This is a genomic window from Aquincola tertiaricarbonis (assembly GCF_000969605.1).
GTDB lineage: Bacteria > Pseudomonadota > Gammaproteobacteria > Burkholderiales > Burkholderiaceae_C > Aquincola > Aquincola tertiaricarbonis.
This window is the reverse complement of the sequence record NZ_JZUE01000012.1, coordinates 163,342-180,179: the sequence shown is the minus strand read 5'-3', so window position 1 is coordinate 180,179 and position 16,838 is coordinate 163,342. Positions and strand designations below refer to the sequence as shown.

Sequence of the window (16,838 nt, the reverse complement as noted above, 5' to 3'; positions counted from 1 at the left end):
GGGGGCGAACGGGTCTGGCCCGATCATCCGTGTGCACCGCGGCGCAGCAAGGGTGCGCCGCCCCGTCCGCTTGTGGGCATCGGCCGACAAGCGGCTGCTGGTGCTACACCGCGAAGCGCCAGCCGCGTGCCTCGGGCCAGGCCGGGGGCGGCTCGGTGGCGGGCTGCTGCAGCACCCGCTGCAGGATGCGCGACTCATGCTGCGCGAAGGCTGCATCGCCATGCCGGCGCGGGCGCGGCAGCGTGATGCGCTGGTCCAGCGTCACATGCTGGTCCTCGATCAGCAGCACCCGGTCGGCCAGGGCCACCGCTTCCGCCACGTCGTGCGTGACCAGCAGCGCGGTGAAGCCGTGGCGCAGCCACAGCGATTCGATCAGCCGGTGCATCTCGATGCGGGTGAGCGCATCCAGCGCGCCCAGCGGTTCGTCCAGCAGCAGCAGCCGCGGCGCATGCACCAGCGCACGGGCCAGGGCCACGCGCTGGCGCTGGCCGCCGGACAGCACCGCCGGCCATTCATGCGCCCGGTCGGCCAGCCCCACCTGGGCCAGAGCCTCCAGCGCGCGGTCGCGGGCATCGGGGCCGGCCAGGCCCAGCGAGATGTTGTCCAGCACCCGCTTCCAGGGCAGCAGCCGCGCATCCTGGAACATGATGCGGATGGCGGCCTGGTGCGCGGCCAGCGGGCCCGCACCGGCCGCCTCGGCCGCCTGCGCCGTGATGAGCCCGCTGCTGGGCTGCTCCAGCTGCGCCAGCATGCGCAGCAGCGTGCTCTTGCCGCAGCCGCTGCGGCCGACAATGGCCACGAACTCGCCGGGGCGGATGTCCAGGTCGATCTGCGCCAGCACGCTGCGCTCGCCATAGCGCTTGGCCACGCCGCGCAGGGCCACGGCCAGGCCTCGGTCGGGTGCAGGCGTGCCGCGTCGCAGCGGCTGCGCATCGGCTGGCGCCGTGGCCGGCGGCCGGCGCGGCAGGCCGGCATCCAGCGCGGCCGTGCCTTCGACGTCGAACAGGAAGGGATGCATCATCGTGGTCGTCCGCATGGTGGGGGTTCAGGCGCTCTGGTAGCCGGGGTGCCAGCGCAGCCACCAGCGCTCCAGGCCCTTGGCCAGCAGGTCGGCCAGCTTGCCCAGCAGCGCATACAGCAGGATGCCCACCAGCACCACGTCGGTCTGCAGGAACTCGCGGGCGTTCATCGTCAGGTAGCCGATGCCGGCCTGGGCCGAGATGGTCTCGGCCACGATCAGCAGCACCCAGGTCAGGCCCAGGCTGAAGCGCACGCCCACCAGGATGGAGGGCAGCGCGCCGGGCAGGATCACCTGTCTATACAACTGCCAGCCGCCCAGGCCGTAGCTGCGCGCCATCTCGATCAGGCCCTTGTCCACCGAGCGGATGCCGTGGAAGGTGTTGAGGTAGATGGGGAAGAACACGCCCAGCGCCACCAGGAACAGCTTGGCCGTCTCGTCGATGCCGAACCACAGGATCACCAGCGGAATGAGCGCCAGCGCCGGGATGTTGCGCACCATCTGCAGCGTGCTGTCCAGCAGCGTCTCGGCGGCCTTGAAGCTGCCGGTGAACAGGCCCAGCAGCAGCCCCAGCCCGCCGCCGATGGCGAAGCCGGCCGCGGCGCGGCGGGTGCTCACCGCCACATGCGTCCACAGCTCGCCCGAGGCGGCCAGCGTCCAGAAGGCCTTGACCACCGCCAGCGGCTCGGGCAGCACCCGGGTGGACAGCCAGCCCAGCGACGAGGCGGCCTGCCAGCCCAGGATCACCAGCACCGGCACCAGCCAGGGCGCCAGGCGGCGCAGGGATTGGCGTGCGTTGTCCATCATCAGCTCGCAGACACCGCGCGCGGCACGATGCCGTTGGCCACGATCTCGCCGAAGGGCCCGGTGAGCTGCGGCTGCACCAGCTTGTCGCGCACCTTCAGCGGCAGCAGCGGGAACACCAGTTCGGCGAAGCGGTAGGCCTCCTCCAGGTGCGGATAGCCCGACATGACGAAGTACTCCAGGCCCAGCTCCGCGTATTCGTTGATGAGGTTCGCCACCTGCTGCGGATTGCCCACCAGCGCGGTGCCGGCGCCGCCGCGCACCAGGCCCACGCCGGCCCACAGGTGCGGATGCACCTCCAGGCCCTTGCGGATGTCGTGCGGATCGAAGCGGCCGCCATGCAACGCAGCCATGCGGCGCTGGCCCTCGCTGTCCATGCTGGCGAACTTCTTCTGCGCCGCGGCCACGGTGGCCGGGTCCAGGTGCTTGACCAGGTCTCGCGCGGCGGCCCAGGCTTCTTCCTCCGTCTCGCGCACGATCACATGCAGCCGGATGCCGTAGCTCAGCGTGCGGCCGTGGCGGGCGGCGCGCTCGCGGATGTCGGCCACCTTGGCCGCCACGGCGGCCGGCGGCTCCCCCCAGGTGAGGTAGGTGTCCAGCTGGCGCGCGGCCAGTTCGTGCGCCTCGGGCGACGAGCCGCCGAAGAACAGCGGCGGGTACGGCGCCTGCACCGGCGGGTAGAGGATCTTGGCGCCCTTGACCCGCAGGTGCCTGCCTTCATGGTCGTAGGGCGTGCCGTCATGGCTGCGGCTGAGCACCTCGCGCCAGATGGTGAGGAACTCGCTGGACAGCTCATAGCGCTCGGCATGCGGCAGGAACAGGCCGTCGCCTTCCAGCTCCTCCGCATCGCCGCCGGTCACCAGGTTGAGCAGCAGCCGGCCGCCCGACAGGCGGTCGAAGGTGGCGGCGATGCGGGCCTGCTGCACCGGCGTCATCAGCCCCGGGCGCAGTGCCACCAGGAACTTGAGCCGGCGCGTGGCGTCGATCAGGCTGGAAGCCACCGTCCACGGGTCTTCGCAGGAGCGGCCGGTGGGGATGAGCACGCCTTCGTAGCCCAGCGTGTCGGCGGCCACCGCCACCTGCTTGAAGTAGTTGAAGTCGGCCTGCCGGCCGCCCTGGGCGGTGCCCAGGTAGCGGCTGTCGCCATGGGTGGGGATGAACCAGAGGATCTTGAGTGTCATGGGGTTGCTTTCTCAGCGGGCAGCCAGCGTGGCGCCGCCGGGCTGCCAGACGATGTCGGCCACGCGGATGCGCTGCGGGATCAGGCCCAGCTCGGCGAAGGCATCGGCCACCTTCTGCTGCTCGGCCACCACGGCCGGCGTGAGCGGTGCCACCGGCGCCGGGTTGCGCCGCTCGATCACGCGGTGCACCGTGGCCAGGCCCAGGCCGGAGAAGTCGGCAAAGCGCTGCGCCGCCTCCTTCTTGTTGGCATGCAGCCAGCGGTCGGTTTCGGTCAGCGCCGCGAACAGTGCCTTGAGCACCGGCTCGCGCTGCGTCAGCGGTTGCGAGGCGAGGAAGAAGCTGTGGTTGGCCGTCAGGCCCTGGCTGGTGGCCAGCACCTGCACGTTGCCGCCGATCTCGGCCGCGGCGTAGTACGGGTCCCAGATGGCCCAGGCATCCACCGCGCCCTTCTCGAAGGCCGCGCGGGCATCCGCAGGCGGCAGGTACACCGGCTGGATGTCACGCCACTGCAGGCCGCCGCGGCGCACCGCCTGCACCAGCAGGTAATGCGCGCTGGAGCCCTTCTGCAGCGCGACGCGCCGGCCCTTCAGGTCGGCCAGCGTCTTCAGGCCGGCGGCGGGGCGGGCCAGCAGCGCGCTGGTCAGCGGCTTGGGCGGCTCCGCGCCCACGTACCACAGCGGCTTGCCGGCGGCCTGCGCGAACACCGGCGGCGAATCGCCCACGCCGCCAAAGTCCACGCTGCCCACGGCCAGCGCTTCCAGCAGCTGCGGGCCGGCCGGGAACTCGATCCAGCTCACCGGCACGCCGGGCAGGTGCTTGTCCAGCAGGCCCAGGCTCTTCAGCAGCACCAGGTTGATCGAGCCCTTCTGGAAGCCGATGCGCAGCGGCGCGGCCTGGGCCAGCGCGGGCAGGCCGGCGCCCAGCAGCAGGCCGGTGGCCACCAGCTGGCGGCGGGTGAGGGTGTGTCGGGTCATCGTGTGCTCCAGGGTGGGCCGGCTCAGTTGGCGGCGGCCGGCAGCGCATCGGTGATGCGCAGCGGCTTGGGAATCAGCTTCAGCGCATGGAACACGTCGGCGATCTTCTGCTGCTCGGCCGCCACCGCGGGCGTCACCGGCAGCACGCCGAACTGGTTGCGCTGCAGCGCGCGTTCCACCACCGGCACGTCCAGGCCCTGGATGGGCGCGATCAGCTGCGCGGCGCGGGCGGTGTTGGCCTTCAGCCAGCGGCCCTGTTCCACGCTGTCGTCGAACAGCACGCGGATGACCTGCGGCTTCTTCTGCGCATAGCTGCGCTCCGCCAGGTAGTACGCATAGTTGTTCACCAGGCCGCGGCCATCGGCCAGCACGCGGGCACCGGTCTGCTGCTCCACCGCCGCCAGGAAGGGATCCCAGATCACCCAGGCATCCACCGCGCCCTTCTCGAAGGCGGCGCGGGCGTCGGCCGGCGGCAGGAACACGGGCTGGATGTCGGTGTAGGCCAGGCCCGCCTTCTCCAGCGCGCGCACCAGCAGGTAGTGCACGTTGCTGCCCTTGTTGAGCGCCACCTTCTTGCCGCGCAGGTCGGCCACGCTGCGGATGGCCGAGTCCTTGGGCACCACGATGGCCTCGGCCTCCGGCGCGGCGGGGTCGTTGCCCACGTACACGAAGCTGGCGCCGGCAGCCTGGGCGAAGATCGGCGGCGCCTCGCCCACGTAGCCCACGTCGATGGAGCCGACGTTCAGGCCTTCCAGCAGCTGCGGGCCGGCCGGGAATTCCACCCACTTCACGCCCACGCCCAGCGGCGCCAGCTTCTTCTCCAGCGTGCCCTGGGCTTTCTGCAGGGTAAGCAGGCTGGCCGATTTCTGGAAGCCGATGCGCAGCAGTTCCTGCGGCTGCGCCGCGGCGCTGCCCATCGTGAAGGCGAGCGCGGCGGCCAGGGCCAGGCGGTGGATGTGGCGTCGTTGCACGGTCATGGCGGGCTTGTCTAGACAGGTGGAGGGATCAGGCCGCTTCGCGCAGCAGGGCCTGCGCCGGCGCGCGGCTGGCCAGCAGCGCCTGCGCCTGCTGCACGGCTTCGGCAATGCGGGCCTGCAGCCCGGCGCCGGTGAGCACGTAGCCGTCGAAGTCGGCCTCGGCGGCATACACCGCCGACGGCACCGTGAGTGCGCGGAAGAAGCCGAACAGCGGCCGCAGCTGGTGGTCCACCACCAGCGCATGGCGGTCGCTGCCGCCGTTGGCCGCCAGCAGCACCGGCCGGCCCACCAGGGCGTCGGGCGCCAGCAGGTCGAACAGGTGCTTGAACAGGCCGGTGTACGAGCCCTTGTAGACCGGCGTCACCGCCACCAGCAGGTCGGCCGTCTCGATGGCGCGCAGCGCCGCCGCGGCCTCGTCCGGCAGGCCCTTGGGCGACAGCGCGGGCCCGATCTGCGGCGCCAGCTTCCAGACCTCGACCACCTGCAGGGTGACGGGCAGCGCCGCGGCCAGCGCGTCGCCGATGGCCTGGGCCAGCACCTTGGTGCGGGAGACGTCACCGGTGTTGCCGACGACGATGGTGATGCGGTGGGGTGTGCTCATGGGCCGCAAGGCTAGGCAGCTTGCGGCGTCGGGCCAACGAAGGTTTGTGCAGGTCGATCCTTGCGCAGCGTGTTTAGCACGCCGGCAGCGCATCCAGTGGCGGACGCGCACTGCCACTTTTAGCAGCCCGAATATCGCGGCCCCGCGCCGTGCGGCCCCTAGAGTTGTCGTTGGGAGGCGGCTGATGAACGAGCACGACGAGGTGGTGGTGAAGATCCGCTGGGCCGATGTGGATGCCTACGGGCACTTGCGGCACAGCGCCTATGCGGACTGGGCCACCTTCGCCCGGTCGGAGTGGTTCGAGCGCGTGGGCCTGGGGCCGGCGCTGTTCACGCGCGAGGGCGTCGCGCCCATCACGCTGGAAGAGACCTCCACCTTCCTGAAGGAAGTGCGGCTGAGCGAGGCGCTGCGGCTTTCCATGCAGTTGCTGGCGGCGAGTGCCGACGGCAGCCGCTTCGTGCACGAGGTGACCTTCCAGCGCGGTGCGGCCCTGGTCGCCCGCTACCGCATGATCGGCGCCTGGTTTGACCTGAAAGCGCGCCGCATCGTGCCGCCACCGGCCAGAATTGCCGACGGCTGCGCGCAGCTGGCGCGGGCCCAGCCGCTGGCGGTGCTGCCGTAGCGCGGTGCGCATGGAGCGCATCTGGGTCGCCGCGTTGCTGGCGGGCAACTTCGTGGTGGCCACCTGTGCCGTGATGTTGATGGCACTGATCCCGGCGCTGGCCGATGCGCTGCAGGTGGACGCGGCGGCCGTGGGCCAGCTGGTCACCTTGTCGGGCGCGGTGATGTGCGTGGTGGCGCCGCTGGCGCCCTGGCTGGGCAGGCGCATCGGCCAGCGCAGGCTGCTGGTGGCAGCGCTGGTGATGCAGGGGCTGGGCTTGCTTTGGTCGGCCTCGCAATCGAGCCTGCCGGCGCTGATGGCCAGCCGCGCGCTGCAGGTGGTGGGCCCGGCGGTGTTTACCGCCCAGGCCGCGGCCTGGGTAGCTCTGCAGGTGCCGGCCGAGCGCCTGGGTAGCACCACCGCGCGCATCTACCTGGGCTGGCCGCTGGCGCTGGTGCTGGGCATGCCGGCCGCTGCCTGGTTTGGCGGCACCTGGGGTGCGCATGCGGTGTTCGCGGCCCTGGGCCTGGCCAGCCTGCTGGTGGCGGCGGGCGTGGGGTGGGTCTTGCCCGTGGCATCGGCCGCACAGACCAGGCGCAGCGCGGGCCCGGCCGACGCAGCCGTGTCCGGTGCGGGCTGGTGCCTGTGGACCACCGCCTTCGCCTCCGCTGCACAGCTGATGCTGCTGACCTACTTCGCCAGTTTCTGCCGCGAGGTGCTGCAGGCCGGGCCGGCTGCGGTGGCGCTGGCGCTCGGCGCCCTGGGGCTGCTGGGCACGCTGGGCGTGGGCTGCGTCGGGCGGCTGGTGGACCGCCTGGGCGCGGCGCGGGCGGTGATGGGCTGCCTGGTTTTGATGGCGGCTTCGATGCTGGCCTGGCCGATGGCCCGCAACCTGCCCCTGGCCGTGCTGGTACTTACGCCGTGGGCGCTGGCGGCCTTTGCACTCAATGCCGCGCAGCAGGCCCGGCTGCTGGCGCTGGACCCGACGCGGGGCCCGCGCCACGTGGGCCTGAACACCGCCTTCGTCTACCTGGGTCAGGGCATGGGCGCCGCGGTGGGCGGTGCATGGGTGCTGCGCTTCGGCTATGCAGGCCTGGGTCTGGGCGCGCTGGTGCTGCTGGCCGCGGCCGCGGCCTGCTCATGGCGCAGTGGCCGTCTTCAGCGGCCCGCCCGGTGCAAGGCCGCGTAGTCAGACATCCGCCGGCCGTACGCAGGCCGCCGGGGCCGTGGGCACGCCGGCGGGCGTTTGCGCGGTGGCGGGCACCACCAGCGTCACGCGGAAGGCCAGGTGGTGCAGGCGGCCGAAGTGGGCATCGGGCTCGGTGCTGCCGGCTGCCGAGCGGCCGCGTTCGATGCGGGAGCGGATGATGCGCAGTTCGCCGCTGCCTGCGGGCAGCGACTGCAGCTGGCGCAGTGCCTGCCGGGTCTGCTCGAAGTCGTCGTCGGGCAGCGGCCACAGCAGGCGGTGCAGCAGCTGGCCGGCGCGGGGTGCGTCCTGCGGCCGCAGCAGGAAGGCGAAGCGGCGGCGCCCGTAAGCCACCACGTCTTGCGCCGGCGTGCCGTACGAGGTATCCATCATCGTGACGTGCTGGCCTCGCAACGGCAGCGTCATCATGGAGATGTAGTCCAGCTCGTCGCCCGCACGCGGGCGGGCGGGGCGGATGCCGAACTGCCAGCCCGTGTCTTCATCGGGCGCCAGCCGGAACACCAGCCCGCCGCCGATAGGCCGCTGCCAGGCTTGCCCGGCATGCACCTCGCCTTGCAGCGTGAAGCGCTTGCAGGCAGGCGCGGGTGGCGCCGCGGCGGAAGCCGCCGTCAGCAAGGCCAGCAACAGGCCGGGCAAGCGCTGGAGGGTGGGCAGTGGCAGGCGCATCGGAAGATGCTACTTCGCCCTGGCGACGGTTACGCGCTGCACGCATGTGAAGCTGCAAATCCCTTCGTTGTCCGACTAAGGGTGGCGGCCTACCCTGCCTTTCATCGCGCTGCAGCCTGCAGCCTTGAAGGGAAGCCCCATGAGCATCAACGCCATCAATGTGCGCAACCAGTTCCGCGGCAAAGTCCGCGAGGTGATCGAAGGCCCGGTCGTGTCCGAGGTGGACGTGGAGACCGCCGGCGGCCTCATCGTCACCTCGGTCATCACCACCCGCTCGGTGAAGGAGCTGGGCATCGTGCCCGGCAAGGAAGTAATCGCGCTGGTGAAGTCGACCGAGGTGTCGATCGCCACGCTGTAGGCCGCGCGATGGTGCCCGCCTTCGTGAGCCGCCATCCCCGCTCGGCGCCGCGGCTGCTGATCGTGCCGGGCCTGCACGACAGCGGCCCGGCCCACTGGCAGAGCTGGCTGCAGCAGGCCGACCGCCGCGCGGTGCGGGTGGTGCAGCGCGACTGGACACGGCCCGACCTGGACCGCTGGGCCTCGCGCATCGACAGCACGCTGGAGCGTGCCGGCCCGGGGCCGTGGATCGCGGTGGCGCACAGCTTCGGCTGCCTGGCGGTGGCCCGGCACCTGGCGCTGCAGCCGGCATCGCCCATCGCCGCGGCCCTGCTGGTGGCGCCGGCCGACCCCGACAAGTTTGGCGTGGCCGCGCTGCTGCCCACGCAACCGCTGGCCGTGCCCAGCACCCTGCTGATCAGCGAGACCGACCCCTGGATGACGGCCGCCAACGCCCGTCGCTGGGCGCAGCGCTGGGGCAGCCACACCATCAACCTCGGCAATGCCGGGCACATCAATACGGAAGCAGGCTTCGGCCCGCTGCCGCTGGCCCGGCGCTGGATCACCACCATGAGCCAGCGCCTGGAACGCACCCAGCGCGCCGACCGTGCGGCTTTTGCCGAATGGTCGTTCGCGCTGTGAACCCCCATCGCGAAAGGAACCGACATGCCCTCGCTCCGCCTCGGCGACACCGCCCCCGACTTCGAACAAGCCTCCTCCGCCGGCACCATCCGCTTCCATGAATGGCTGGGCGACAGCTGGGGCGTGCTGTTCTCGCACCCGGCCGACTTCACGCCGGTGTGCACCACCGAGCTGGGCCTCACAGCCAAGCTGAAGGACGAGTTCGCCAAGCGCAACGTGAAGGTGATCGCGCTGTCGGTGGACCCGGTGGACAAGCACGGCGAATGGATCCAGGACATCAACCGCACGCAGAACACGCAGGTCAACTTCCCCATCATCGCGGACGCCGACCGCAAGGTCAGCGAGCTGTACGACCTGATCCACCCCAACGCCAGCACCACGGCCACGGTGCGTTCGCTGTTCGTGATCGACCCGGCGAAGAAGGTGCGGCTGGTCATCACCTACCCGGCCAGCACCGGCCGCAACTTCGACGAGATCCTGCGGGTAATCGATTCGCTGCAGCTGACCGACCACCACAGCGTGGCCACGCCCGGCAACTGGAAGCAGGGCGAGGACGTGGTGATCGTGCCTTCGCTGCAGGACTCGGAGGTGATCGCGAAGAAGTTCCCGCGGGGCTACACCGCGGTGACGCCCTACCTGCGGCTGACGCCGCAGCCGGGCACGCAGCCCGGCCAGCCGGCTTCAACCGCCTGACTCTTCCAGCGCCCGCCGCGTGGCGGGCCGCTGGCCAATCCGCTCCCGGTGGGCCAGCAGCAGCGGGAAGGCCTGCACGTCCACGCCATCCCCTTCCAGCCAGCTGCTGAGGGTGTAGAGGTAGGCATCGGCCACGCTGTACTGCGCGCCCATCACGAAGGGGCCCTGCGCCGCAGTGGCGGCCAGCGTCGATTCCAGCTGCTGCGCGCAGGCGGTCATGGTCTGCGGCACCTTGGCCTTCATCGCCTCGATGGCGGCGGCATCGTCGGCCCAGCGCGCGCCACGGCGCTTGTGCGCATGGGCCACGTGCACGGTGGAGGCCAGGTAGCTGTTGAAGGACTGCAGCCGCGCCAGCGCGAAGGCATCGTCCAGCGGTGCCAGGCCGGCCTGCGGAAAGCTCTGCGCCACGAACAGCAGCAGCGCCGGCGTCTCGGTGAGCACGCCCTGCGGCGTCTTCAATGCCGGCACCCGGCCCTTGGGATTGATGGCCAGGTAGTCCGGGCTCTGCTGCTGTTGGGCACCGAAGTCCAGCGTGACCAGCTGGAACGGCGCCTGCGCCTCGTGCAGCGCGATGTGCACCGCCAGCGCGCAGGTGCCGGGCGCGCTGTAGTAGGTCCAGCCGTCATCGGCGGTGGGCAGGGCATGGCTCATCTCGTGTACTCCTCGGTTGAGATCAGGCGGGCTGGAACGGCGTGCGGATGTCCGACAGGAATTGTCGCGCCCGCGGGTGCGTGGGCCGCTGGAAGAATTCGTCGGGCGTCGCCCGCTCCAGCACGCGGCCGGCGTCCATGAACAGCACGCGGTCGGCCACCTCGCGCGCGAAGCCCATCTCGTGCGTCACGCACACCATGGTCATGCCGTCGCGGGCCAGGCCGCGCATCACCTGCAGCACCTCGCCCACCATCTCCGGGTCCAGCGCGCTGGTGGGCTCGTCGAACAGCATCAGCGGCGGCCGCATCGCCAGCGCACGGGCAATGGCCACGCGCTGCTGCTGGCCGCCCGACAGCTCGCCCGGATAGGCCTGCGCCTTGTGCGCCAGCCCCACGCGGTCCAGCAGATCCAGGGCCTGCTGGCGCGCCTCGGCGGCCGACAGCCCGCGCAGCCGCGTGGGCGCCAGCGTGCAGTTCTGCAGCGCGGTGAGGTGCGGGAACAGGTTGAACTGCTGGAACACGAAGCCGATGCGCGAGCGCAGCGCATCCACCCGCAGGCCGGGCTGGTGGATGTCCTGGCCATCCACCTCGATGCGGCCGCTGTGGATGGGCTCCAGCCGGTTGACGGTGCGGATCAGCGTGGACTTGCCCGAGCCCGAGGGTCCGCACACCACCACCACTTCGCCGCGGCGGATGTGCTCGTCGACGTCCACCAGCGCGTGGTAGCTGCCGTAGTGCTTGTTGACTTGGGTGAACCGGATCATGTGGCGGGCGTGGGGGCAGGGACAGGGGCGGGGGAGCGGGGTCGCTGCGACAGCCGCCGTTCCAGCCGCAAGGCCAGACGCGACAGGCCGAAGCACAGCACGAAGTAGGTCAGGCCCAGCACCAGGTACATCTCGGCCGGACGGGTGAACACCTGGGTGTTGATCTGCGTGGTGATGAAGGCCACCTCGTTCAGGCCGATGATGTAGCCCAGCGAGGTTTCCTTGATGGTGGAGACGAACTGGTTCACCAGCGAAGGCAGCATGTGGCGCACGGCCTGCGGCAGCACCACCAGCGCCATGGTGCGCACGTAGCCCAGGCCCAGCGAGCGCGCGGCCTCGGTCTGGCCGCGCGGCACCGCCTGGATGCCGGCGCGCACGATCTCGGCCAGGTAGACGCCGTCGAACAGCACCAGCGCCAGCAGCATGGTGGTGAACTGGTCGGTCTTGTGGCCGGTGATGCTGGGCAGGAAGAAGTAGGCCCAGAACAGCACCATCAGCAGCGGCACGCCGCGCACCACCGACACCAGGCCGGTGACCGGCCAGCGCAGCCAGGCCCAGGGGCTGAGCCTGGCCAGGCCCAGCAGCACGCCCAGCGGCAGCGCGAGCACCAGGGCCAGCGAGGCCAGCAGCACCGTGAGCGCCAACCCGCCCAACGGGCCGTTGGGGTACTGGCCCACCAGGAAGTACAGCCAATAGGTCTGGATGATCTCGATCATGCGGGGCGCACCGGATAACGCCTTTGATACAGGGCAGCCAGCGCGGTGATGGCCAGCGACACCGACAGGTAGGCCGCGGTGGCGAACAGGAAGGCCTCCGCGCTGCGGAAGCTGGCGGTCTCCACCCGGGCGGCCTGGTACATCAGCTCGGCCGTGCCGATGGCGGTGGCGATGCTCGTGTTCTTCCAGAGGTTGAGGGTCTGCGACACGAGCGGCGGCACCGTCACGCGCAGCGCCTGCGGCAGCACCACCAGCCGCATGGTGGCCAGGAAGCCGAAGCCCAGCGCGCGGCCGGCCTCGAACTGCACTGCCGGCACCGCACGCAGGCCGCTGCGGATGTCCTCGGCCATGTAGGCCGCGGTGTAGAGCGTCAGCGCCATCACCGCGCTGGTGGCTTCCACGTTGCCGTCGTACAGCCACTGGCGGGCCGCCTCGGGCAGCAGCTCGGGTGCGCCGAAGTACCAGAAGAGCATGTGCGCCAGCAGCGGCACGTTGCGGACGCCGTCGACGAAGGCGGCGCCCAGGCCGCGCAGCACCGGGTGGGGCGCCAGCCGCAGCAGCGCCACCGCCAGGCCCAGCAGCAGCGCCGGGCCCAGCGTGGCCGCCGCCAGCTGCAGCGACAGCACCAGCCCGGCCACCAGCCAGTCGTGGTACTGCCCCGCCACCAGCAGGGAAGGATCGAAGCCCGGCACGGGGTCAGCCGTCGAGCTTGTCGGATTCGATGCGGAAGTTGCGCTTTTCGAAGCCCAGTCGGGTGCCCGGGCCATACCACTTGAAGAAGATCTTCTCGGCTTCGCCGCTGGTCTCCAGCTCGCGCAGCACCCCGTCCACCAGCTGCTTCAGGCCGGTCTCGCCCTTGCGGATGCCCAGCGCCAGCGGCTCGGTGCTCAGGTTGGTGGGCAGGATGGTGTAGTCCTTCCTGCGGTCGCCCAGCTTGTTATAGTCGTTGATCAGCGAGGACTCGTCGTTCACGTAGCCCACGCCCTTGCCCTGCTGCAGCGCCAGGAAGGCCTGCTGCGTGGTCTCGAAGGTCACCACGTCCACGCCCGGCACCGCCTTGCGCACGTTGGGCTCCTGCGTGCCGCCCTTGACCGTCAGCACGCGCTTGCCCGCCAGCTGCGGCAGGCTGGTGATGCCGGCGCCGTTCTTCACCATCACCTTCTGGCCGGTGAGGAAGGTGGTGAGCGAGAAGTCCACCTGCGATTCACGCTCCTTGGTGTGGGTGAGCGATGCGGCCAGCAGGTCGACGTGGCCCTGCTGCAGCTCGGGGATGCGGGCGGCCACGGCCAGCGGCTTGAACACCGGCTTGACGCCCAGCTTGCGGGCGATGGCATGGCCCAGGTCCACCTCGTAGCCCACGATCTCGCGCGTCTTGGGGTCGAAGAAGCTGTTGGGCTCGTCGGTGGCCAGCACGCCGATGACGATCTGGCCTTTCTGGCGGATGTCGGCCAGCTGGTCGGCGCGGGCGGTGCCGCCGAACAGGGCGGCGGCGGCAAGGACGAGGGGCAGGAAGCTGCGGCGTTGCATGGACTCGGTGGCCCGGTGGGGGCGCTGTGTTGGGAAGCCGCGTACGCTATCCAGCTGCCGCCTAATTGATAAGAAACGAAAACAGATATGCAAATGTGCTGCGTCAACGGCTGATGCGCAGGTTGCCCAGGGGAGGTGCCGCCGACGGCTGCAACGGCAGGCCGATCAACTCCAGTCGGTTGCGGAACGGGTCTTCCACGTAGAGCCGGTCCTCGCCGCTGGGCAGCGGGGCGCGGTCGATGGGCAGGCCGGCCGCACGCAGCCGCTGCGCCAACGCCTCCAGGCCATGCACCCGCAGCGCCAGGTGCGCCTGCGGCGCCACGCCGGTGTAGTGGCCCTCGGTCAGGTCCAGGCGGTGCGCACCGAGCGCGAAGCGCAGCGTGCCCGGCCGGTCCAGCAGCGGGCTGCGCACCTCCGCCAGGCCCAGCAGGTCTTGATAGAAGGCACGGGCCACGGCGCTGCCGCCAGGGTCGATGGGCAGCTGGATGTGGTCCACGCCCTCGATCCAGGTGAAGGCTTGGCGCAGGCGGTCGTTCACGGCGGTGGTCTCCAAGGGATGCGCTCGAAGACTAGGTGCGCCGCCGCCACGGGGGAAGGAATCGCTTTGGCTATGCACAGGCGGCCGGCGCATATCGCGGCCTGCCCGCGGGCTGCGGTGGAGGGGCCTCTTGTTACAGATGTCGCATATGCAAGCTCGAATCCCTTCCTTGGCCGCGCGCCGCGGCCTGCCTAAGCTGCGGCTGCCGTCTATCGCCACCAATCAGGCCACAGGAGCCCGCATGTCCGCCGTACTCGAAGAAGTTGTCGTCCATCCGATCCTGCAGCAGGCCCGTCAGCAGGCCGCCAGCCAGGGGTTGCCGTTCGCCGGCAGCGTGAGCCCGCAGGAAGCCTGGCAGCTGGCGCAGGCCGGCGCCGTGCGCATCGTGGACGTGCGCACCGCCGAGGAGCGCAAGTTCGTGGGCCATGTGCCCGGCACGCTGCACGTGGCCTGGGCCACCGGCACCGCGCTCACGCGCAACCCGCGCTTCGTGCGGGAGCTGGAAGCCAAGGTGCCGCGGCATGCGCCGGTGCTGCTGCTGTGCCGCAGCGGCAAGCGTTCGGCCCTGGCCGCCGAGGCCGCGGCCAAGGCCGGCTTCAGCCAGGTGTTCAACATCCGTGAAGGTTTCGAAGGGGAACTGAACGACGCCCAGCAGCGCGGCACCGCCGACGGCTGGCGCTACCGGGGGCTGCCATGGCAACAGGACTGAGCCCCAGCGCACTGGGCGTGCCCGGCGTGGTGGCCGAGCTGCGTGCCGCGCGCGAGCGCTGGCGCACCTCGCAGCACCGGCTGCAGGAAGTGGGCGGCCGCGAGCTGCCCGCGCGCGAGGCGCTGGCCGAGGTGGTGGGCCAGCTGCGCGGCGCGCTGTTTCCCATGCGGCTGGGGCCGCCCGACCTGCGCCAGGAGCATGAGGACGAATACATCGCCGCCACGCTGCACACCGCGCTGGGCGCGCTGCTGGAGCAGGTGCGGCTGGAGCTGCGCCACCAGGCCCGTACCCGCGACAGCGGCGAGACCGAGGCCGATTCGCAGGCACGCGCGCTGGCGCTGGTGCGGGCCTTCGGCAGCTCGCTGCCCACCCTTCGCCAGCTGCTGGACAGCGACGTGCTGGCTGCCTTCCAGGGCGACCCCGCGGCCCGCAGCGTGGACGAGGTGCTGCTGTGCTACCCCGGCATCCACGCGATGATCCACCACCGCATCGCGCACCGGCTGCACATGCTGGGCACGCCGCTGCTGGCCCGCATCGTGGCCGAGCTGGCGCATGGCGAGACCGGCATCGACATCCACCCCGGCGCGCGCATCGGGGCCGGCTTCTTCATCGACCACGGCACCGGCGTCGTCATCGGCGAGACGGCCGAGATCGGCCGCAACGTGCGGCTGTACCAGGCCGTCACGCTGGGTGCCAAGCGCTTCGAGACCGACGAGGCCGGCCATATCCAGAAGGGCGGCGCCCGCCATCCGGTGCTGGAGGACGACGTGGTGATCTATGCCGGCGCCACGGTGCTCGGCCGGGTGACCATCGGTCGCGGCTCCACCATCGGCGGCAACGTGTGGCTGACCCACAGCGTGCCGCCCGGCAGCCGGATCAACCAGGCGCAGCACACCGGCGCCGGCCCGGGCGCGGAGGCCACGTGATGGCCACGCTGGAAGACGGCGCCCTGCTGGCGCGCGAAGGACCGCCCGCACCGGCGCTGGCCATCGGCCGCTTCGGCGCGGTGGTGCGGCGGCTGCGCGAAGGCCGGGGCTGGTCGCAGGAGCGCCTGGCCGGGCAGGCCGAGCTCAACCGCTCCTACATGGGCGAGATCGAGCGCGGCGTGGTCATGCCCTCGCTGGCCACCGCGGCCAAGCTGGCCGCCGCGCTGGAAGTGCCGCTGTGGCAGCTGCTGCAGCGCTGCGAACACGCCACATAGACGGCTATAGCCGGTTGAAGCGGTGCGGTGCCTGGCCGCTAATTCGGTTTGCTTCGTTCGTTCATCACAAGAAGTATTTCCGTTCCAGGAGGATCCATGTCAGAAGCTTCCGCCGCGCCGCAACTGGCGCTGGGCGACAACGCCGCGCGCCAGTTGGCCAATGCCACCAAGACCGCGCCCATCCTGTCCACGATCAGCCCGCGCTGGCTGACGCACCTGCTGCAGTGGCTGCCGGTGGAAGCCGGTATCTACCGGTTGAACAAGGTCAGCAACCCGAACGACGTGCTGGTGGCCTGCACCCAGCGCGACGAATCGCGCCTGCCCAGCACCTTCGTCAACTACGAGGAGCAGCCGCGCGAGTACTTCCTGAATGCGGTGAGCACGGTGCTGGACGTGCACACCCGCGTGTCCGACCTCTACAGCAGCCCGCACGACCAGATCAAGGAACAGCTGCGCCTGACGATCGAGACGATCAAGGAGCGGCAGGAAAGCGAGCTGATCAACAACCCCGACTACGGCCTGCTGGCCAGCGTGCACCCCGACCAGGTGGTGTACCCGCTGACGGGCGCGCCCACGCCGGACGACCTGGACGAGCTGCTGACCAAGGTGTGGAAGGAGCCCGCCTTCTTCCTCACCCATCCGCTGGCCATCGCCGCCTTCGGCCGCGAATGCACCCGCCGCGGCGTGCCGCCGCCCACGGTCAGCCTGTTCGGCTCGCAGTTCCTCACCTGGCGCGGCCTGCCGCTGATCCCCAGCGACAAGGTGCCGCTGGCCGACGGCAAGACCAAGGTCCTGCTGCTGCGCGTGGGCGACAAGCGCCAGGGCGTGGTGGGCCTGTACCAGCCCGGCCTGGCCGGTGAGCAGAGCCCGGGCCTGAGCGTGCGCTTCATGGGCATCAACCGCAATGCCATCGCCTCGTACCTGATCTCGCTGTACTGCTCGCTGGCGGTGCAGACCGACGATGCGCTGGCGGTGCTGGAAGACGTGGAAGTGGGCAAGTACCACGAGTACCCCGACACCTACAAGTGACCG

General features: G+C 70.8%; 22 protein-coding genes. 9 read left to right on the top strand and 13 right to left on the bottom strand.

Annotation, left to right across the window (positions count from 1 at the left end):
- Positions 1-103: 103 nt before the first annotated feature.
- Genes VO99_RS16640 through msuE form a run of 6 tightly spaced genes read right to left on the bottom strand, consistent with a single transcriptional unit; the run spans position 104 to position 5,556 of the window.
- Positions 104-1,021 (bottom strand): ATP-binding cassette domain-containing protein, encoded by a 918-nt coding sequence (locus VO99_RS16640; RefSeq protein WP_232315389.1) that lies wholly within the window; start codon positions 1,019-1,021, stop codon positions 104-106.
- 24 nt (positions 1,022-1,045) lie between these two features.
- On the bottom strand, positions 1,046-1,822 hold the full coding sequence (gene ssuC, locus VO99_RS16635; protein WP_232315388.1) for an aliphatic sulfonate ABC transporter permease SsuC: 777 nt from the start codon (positions 1,820-1,822) through the stop codon (positions 1,046-1,048).
- Between the two features lie 2 nt (positions 1,823-1,824).
- Positions 1,825-3,003, bottom strand: a complete 1,179-nt coding sequence (ssuD, locus tag VO99_RS16630; RefSeq protein WP_046113986.1) for an FMNH2-dependent alkanesulfonate monooxygenase — start codon at positions 3,001-3,003, stop codon at positions 1,825-1,827.
- Positions 3,004-3,015: 12 nt separating this feature from the next.
- On the bottom strand, positions 3,016-3,978 hold the full coding sequence (locus VO99_RS16625; RefSeq protein ID WP_046113985.1) for an aliphatic sulfonate ABC transporter substrate-binding protein: 963 nt from the start codon (positions 3,976-3,978) through the stop codon (positions 3,016-3,018).
- A 23-nt stretch (positions 3,979-4,001) separates the two neighbouring features.
- Positions 4,002-4,955 (bottom strand): sulfonate ABC transporter substrate-binding protein, encoded by a 954-nt coding sequence (locus VO99_RS16620; protein WP_046113984.1) that lies wholly within the window; start codon positions 4,953-4,955, stop codon positions 4,002-4,004.
- Between the two features lie 28 nt (positions 4,956-4,983).
- Positions 4,984-5,556, bottom strand: coding sequence for an FMN reductase (gene msuE / locus VO99_RS16615; RefSeq protein WP_046113983.1), 573 nt, complete (start codon positions 5,554-5,556; stop codon positions 4,984-4,986).
- 184 nt (positions 5,557-5,740) lie between these two features.
- Here msuE and VO99_RS30860 point away from each other — a divergent pair, with 184 nt between their 5' ends.
- Positions 5,741-6,178, top strand: coding sequence for an acyl-CoA thioesterase (locus VO99_RS30860; RefSeq protein ID WP_046113982.1), 438 nt, complete (start codon positions 5,741-5,743; stop codon positions 6,176-6,178).
- Positions 6,179-6,188: 10 nt separating this feature from the next.
- Positions 6,189-7,346, top strand: a complete 1,158-nt coding sequence (locus VO99_RS16605; protein ID WP_046113981.1) for an MFS transporter — start codon at positions 6,189-6,191, stop codon at positions 7,344-7,346.
- Here the strand turns inward: VO99_RS16605 and VO99_RS16600 are convergent, their stop codons facing one another.
- Positions 7,347-8,030, bottom strand: a complete 684-nt coding sequence (locus VO99_RS16600; protein WP_046113980.1) for a hypothetical protein — start codon at positions 8,028-8,030, stop codon at positions 7,347-7,349.
- Positions 8,031-8,169: 139 nt separating this feature from the next.
- On the opposite strand from VO99_RS16600, the gene VO99_RS16595 reads away from it, so the two are divergent.
- From VO99_RS16595 to VO99_RS16585, 3 genes are read left to right on the top strand one after another with little or no spacing between them, the layout of a single operon-like run.
- The gene (locus VO99_RS16595) at positions 8,170-8,388 is read left to right on the top strand and encodes a TOBE domain-containing protein (RefSeq protein WP_046113979.1); all 219 of its coding nucleotides are present in this window, start codon (positions 8,170-8,172) and stop codon (positions 8,386-8,388) included.
- Between the two features lie 23 nt (positions 8,389-8,411).
- On the top strand, positions 8,412-9,008 hold the full coding sequence (locus tag VO99_RS16590) for an RBBP9/YdeN family alpha/beta hydrolase (RefSeq protein ID WP_232315387.1): 597 nt from the start codon (positions 8,412-8,414) through the stop codon (positions 9,006-9,008).
- A gap of 24 nt (positions 9,009-9,032) precedes the next feature.
- Complete coding sequence (locus VO99_RS16585; RefSeq protein ID WP_046113978.1) at positions 9,033-9,701, top strand: peroxiredoxin; 669 nt, start codon at positions 9,033-9,035, stop codon at positions 9,699-9,701.
- Here VO99_RS16585 and VO99_RS16580 read toward each other — a convergent pair.
- The 6 genes from VO99_RS16580 to VO99_RS16555 all read right to left on the bottom strand — a co-directional run bounded on the left by VO99_RS16580 (position 9,690) and on the right by VO99_RS16555 (position 13,896).
- Positions 9,690-10,352 (bottom strand): glutathione S-transferase family protein, encoded by a 663-nt coding sequence (locus VO99_RS16580; protein ID WP_046113977.1) that lies wholly within the window; start codon positions 10,350-10,352, stop codon positions 9,690-9,692. The two genes, VO99_RS16585 and VO99_RS16580, sit on opposite strands and share 12 nt — an antisense overlap.
- Positions 10,353-10,374: 22 nt before the next feature.
- Positions 10,375-11,115: an amino acid ABC transporter ATP-binding protein gene (locus tag VO99_RS16575; protein ID WP_046113976.1), complete on the bottom strand. Its 741-nt coding sequence runs from the start codon at positions 11,113-11,115 to the stop codon at positions 10,375-10,377.
- Positions 11,112-11,831: an amino acid ABC transporter permease gene (locus VO99_RS16570; RefSeq protein ID WP_046113975.1), complete on the bottom strand. Its 720-nt coding sequence runs from the start codon at positions 11,829-11,831 to the stop codon at positions 11,112-11,114. Before VO99_RS16570 ends, VO99_RS16575 begins: the two co-directional genes overlap by 4 nt.
- A complete protein-coding gene (locus VO99_RS16565) occupies positions 11,828-12,523 on the bottom strand; it encodes an amino acid ABC transporter permease (protein WP_046113974.1) in 696 nt (231 codons plus the stop codon). The genes VO99_RS16570 and VO99_RS16565 overlap by 4 nt, the downstream gene beginning before the upstream one ends.
- A 4-nt stretch (positions 12,524-12,527) precedes the next feature.
- The gene (locus VO99_RS16560; RefSeq protein WP_046113973.1) at positions 12,528-13,358 is read right to left on the bottom strand and encodes an ABC transporter substrate-binding protein; all 831 of its coding nucleotides are present in this window, start codon (positions 13,356-13,358) and stop codon (positions 12,528-12,530) included.
- 103 nt (positions 13,359-13,461) lie between these two features.
- On the bottom strand, positions 13,462-13,896 hold the full coding sequence (locus tag VO99_RS16555; RefSeq protein WP_198156967.1) for a VOC family protein: 435 nt from the start codon (positions 13,894-13,896) through the stop codon (positions 13,462-13,464).
- Between the two features lie 241 nt (positions 13,897-14,137).
- On the opposite strand from VO99_RS16555, the gene VO99_RS16550 reads away from it, so the two are divergent.
- The 4 genes from VO99_RS16550 (at position 14,138) to VO99_RS16535 (ending at position 16,835) form a co-directional block, all read left to right on the top strand.
- A complete protein-coding gene (locus VO99_RS16550) occupies positions 14,138-14,605 on the top strand; it encodes a rhodanese-like domain-containing protein (RefSeq protein WP_046113972.1) in 468 nt (155 codons plus the stop codon).
- Positions 14,590-15,531, top strand: a complete 942-nt coding sequence (gene epsC / locus VO99_RS16545) for a serine O-acetyltransferase EpsC (protein WP_046113971.1) — start codon at positions 14,590-14,592, stop codon at positions 15,529-15,531. Before VO99_RS16550 ends, epsC begins: the two co-directional genes overlap by 16 nt.
- On the top strand, positions 15,531-15,806 hold the full coding sequence (locus VO99_RS16540; RefSeq protein WP_083440657.1) for a helix-turn-helix domain-containing protein: 276 nt from the start codon (positions 15,531-15,533) through the stop codon (positions 15,804-15,806). Before epsC ends, VO99_RS16540 begins: the two co-directional genes overlap by 1 nt.
- 96 nt (positions 15,807-15,902) lie before the next feature.
- Positions 15,903-16,835, top strand: a complete 933-nt coding sequence (locus VO99_RS16535; protein WP_046113970.1) for a family 2A encapsulin nanocompartment shell protein — start codon at positions 15,903-15,905, stop codon at positions 16,833-16,835.
- The last annotated feature ends 3 nt before the right edge of the window (positions 16,836-16,838 follow it).

Bases quoted from the DNA above. Each gene is read 5' to 3' on its own strand.
- VO99_RS16640 (WP_232315389.1), bottom strand. From the start codon at position 1,021: ATGATGCATCCCTTCCTGTTCGACGTCGAAGGCACGGCCGCGCTGGAT.
- ssuC (WP_232315388.1), bottom strand. From the start codon at position 1,822: ATGGACAACGCACGCCAATCCCTGCGCCGCCTGGCGCCCTGGCTGGTG.
- ssuD (WP_046113986.1), bottom strand. From the start codon at position 3,003: ATGACACTCAAGATCCTCTGGTTCATCCCCACCCATGGCGACAGCCGC.
- VO99_RS16625 (WP_046113985.1), bottom strand. From the start codon at position 3,978: ATGACCCGACACACCCTCACCCGCCGCCAGCTGGTGGCCACCGGCCTG.
- VO99_RS16620 (WP_046113984.1), bottom strand. From the start codon at position 4,955: ATGACCGTGCAACGACGCCACATCCACCGCCTGGCCCTGGCCGCCGCG.
- msuE (WP_046113983.1), bottom strand. From the start codon at position 5,556: ATGAGCACACCCCACCGCATCACCATCGTCGTCGGCAACACCGGTGAC.
- VO99_RS30860 (WP_046113982.1), top strand. From the start codon at position 5,741: ATGAACGAGCACGACGAGGTGGTGGTGAAGATCCGCTGGGCCGATGTG.
- VO99_RS16605 (WP_046113981.1), top strand. From the start codon at position 6,189: ATGGAGCGCATCTGGGTCGCCGCGTTGCTGGCGGGCAACTTCGTGGTG.
- VO99_RS16600 (WP_046113980.1), bottom strand. From the start codon at position 8,030: ATGCGCCTGCCACTGCCCACCCTCCAGCGCTTGCCCGGCCTGTTGCTG.
- VO99_RS16595 (WP_046113979.1), top strand. From the start codon at position 8,170: ATGAGCATCAACGCCATCAATGTGCGCAACCAGTTCCGCGGCAAAGTC.
- VO99_RS16585 (WP_046113978.1), top strand. From the start codon at position 9,033: ATGCCCTCGCTCCGCCTCGGCGACACCGCCCCCGACTTCGAACAAGCC.
- VO99_RS16580 (WP_046113977.1), bottom strand. From the start codon at position 10,352: ATGAGCCATGCCCTGCCCACCGCCGATGACGGCTGGACCTACTACAGC.
- VO99_RS16575 (WP_046113976.1), bottom strand. From the start codon at position 11,115: ATGATCCGGTTCACCCAAGTCAACAAGCACTACGGCAGCTACCACGCG.
- VO99_RS16570 (WP_046113975.1), bottom strand. From the start codon at position 11,831: ATGATCGAGATCATCCAGACCTATTGGCTGTACTTCCTGGTGGGCCAG.
- VO99_RS16560 (WP_046113973.1), bottom strand. From the start codon at position 13,358: ATGCAACGCCGCAGCTTCCTGCCCCTCGTCCTTGCCGCCGCCGCCCTG.
- VO99_RS16550 (WP_046113972.1), top strand. From the start codon at position 14,138: ATGTCCGCCGTACTCGAAGAAGTTGTCGTCCATCCGATCCTGCAGCAG.
- epsC (WP_046113971.1), top strand. From the start codon at position 14,590: ATGGCAACAGGACTGAGCCCCAGCGCACTGGGCGTGCCCGGCGTGGTG.
- VO99_RS16540 (WP_083440657.1), top strand. From the start codon at position 15,531: ATGGCCACGCTGGAAGACGGCGCCCTGCTGGCGCGCGAAGGACCGCCC.
- VO99_RS16535 (WP_046113970.1), top strand. From the start codon at position 15,903: ATGTCAGAAGCTTCCGCCGCGCCGCAACTGGCGCTGGGCGACAACGCC.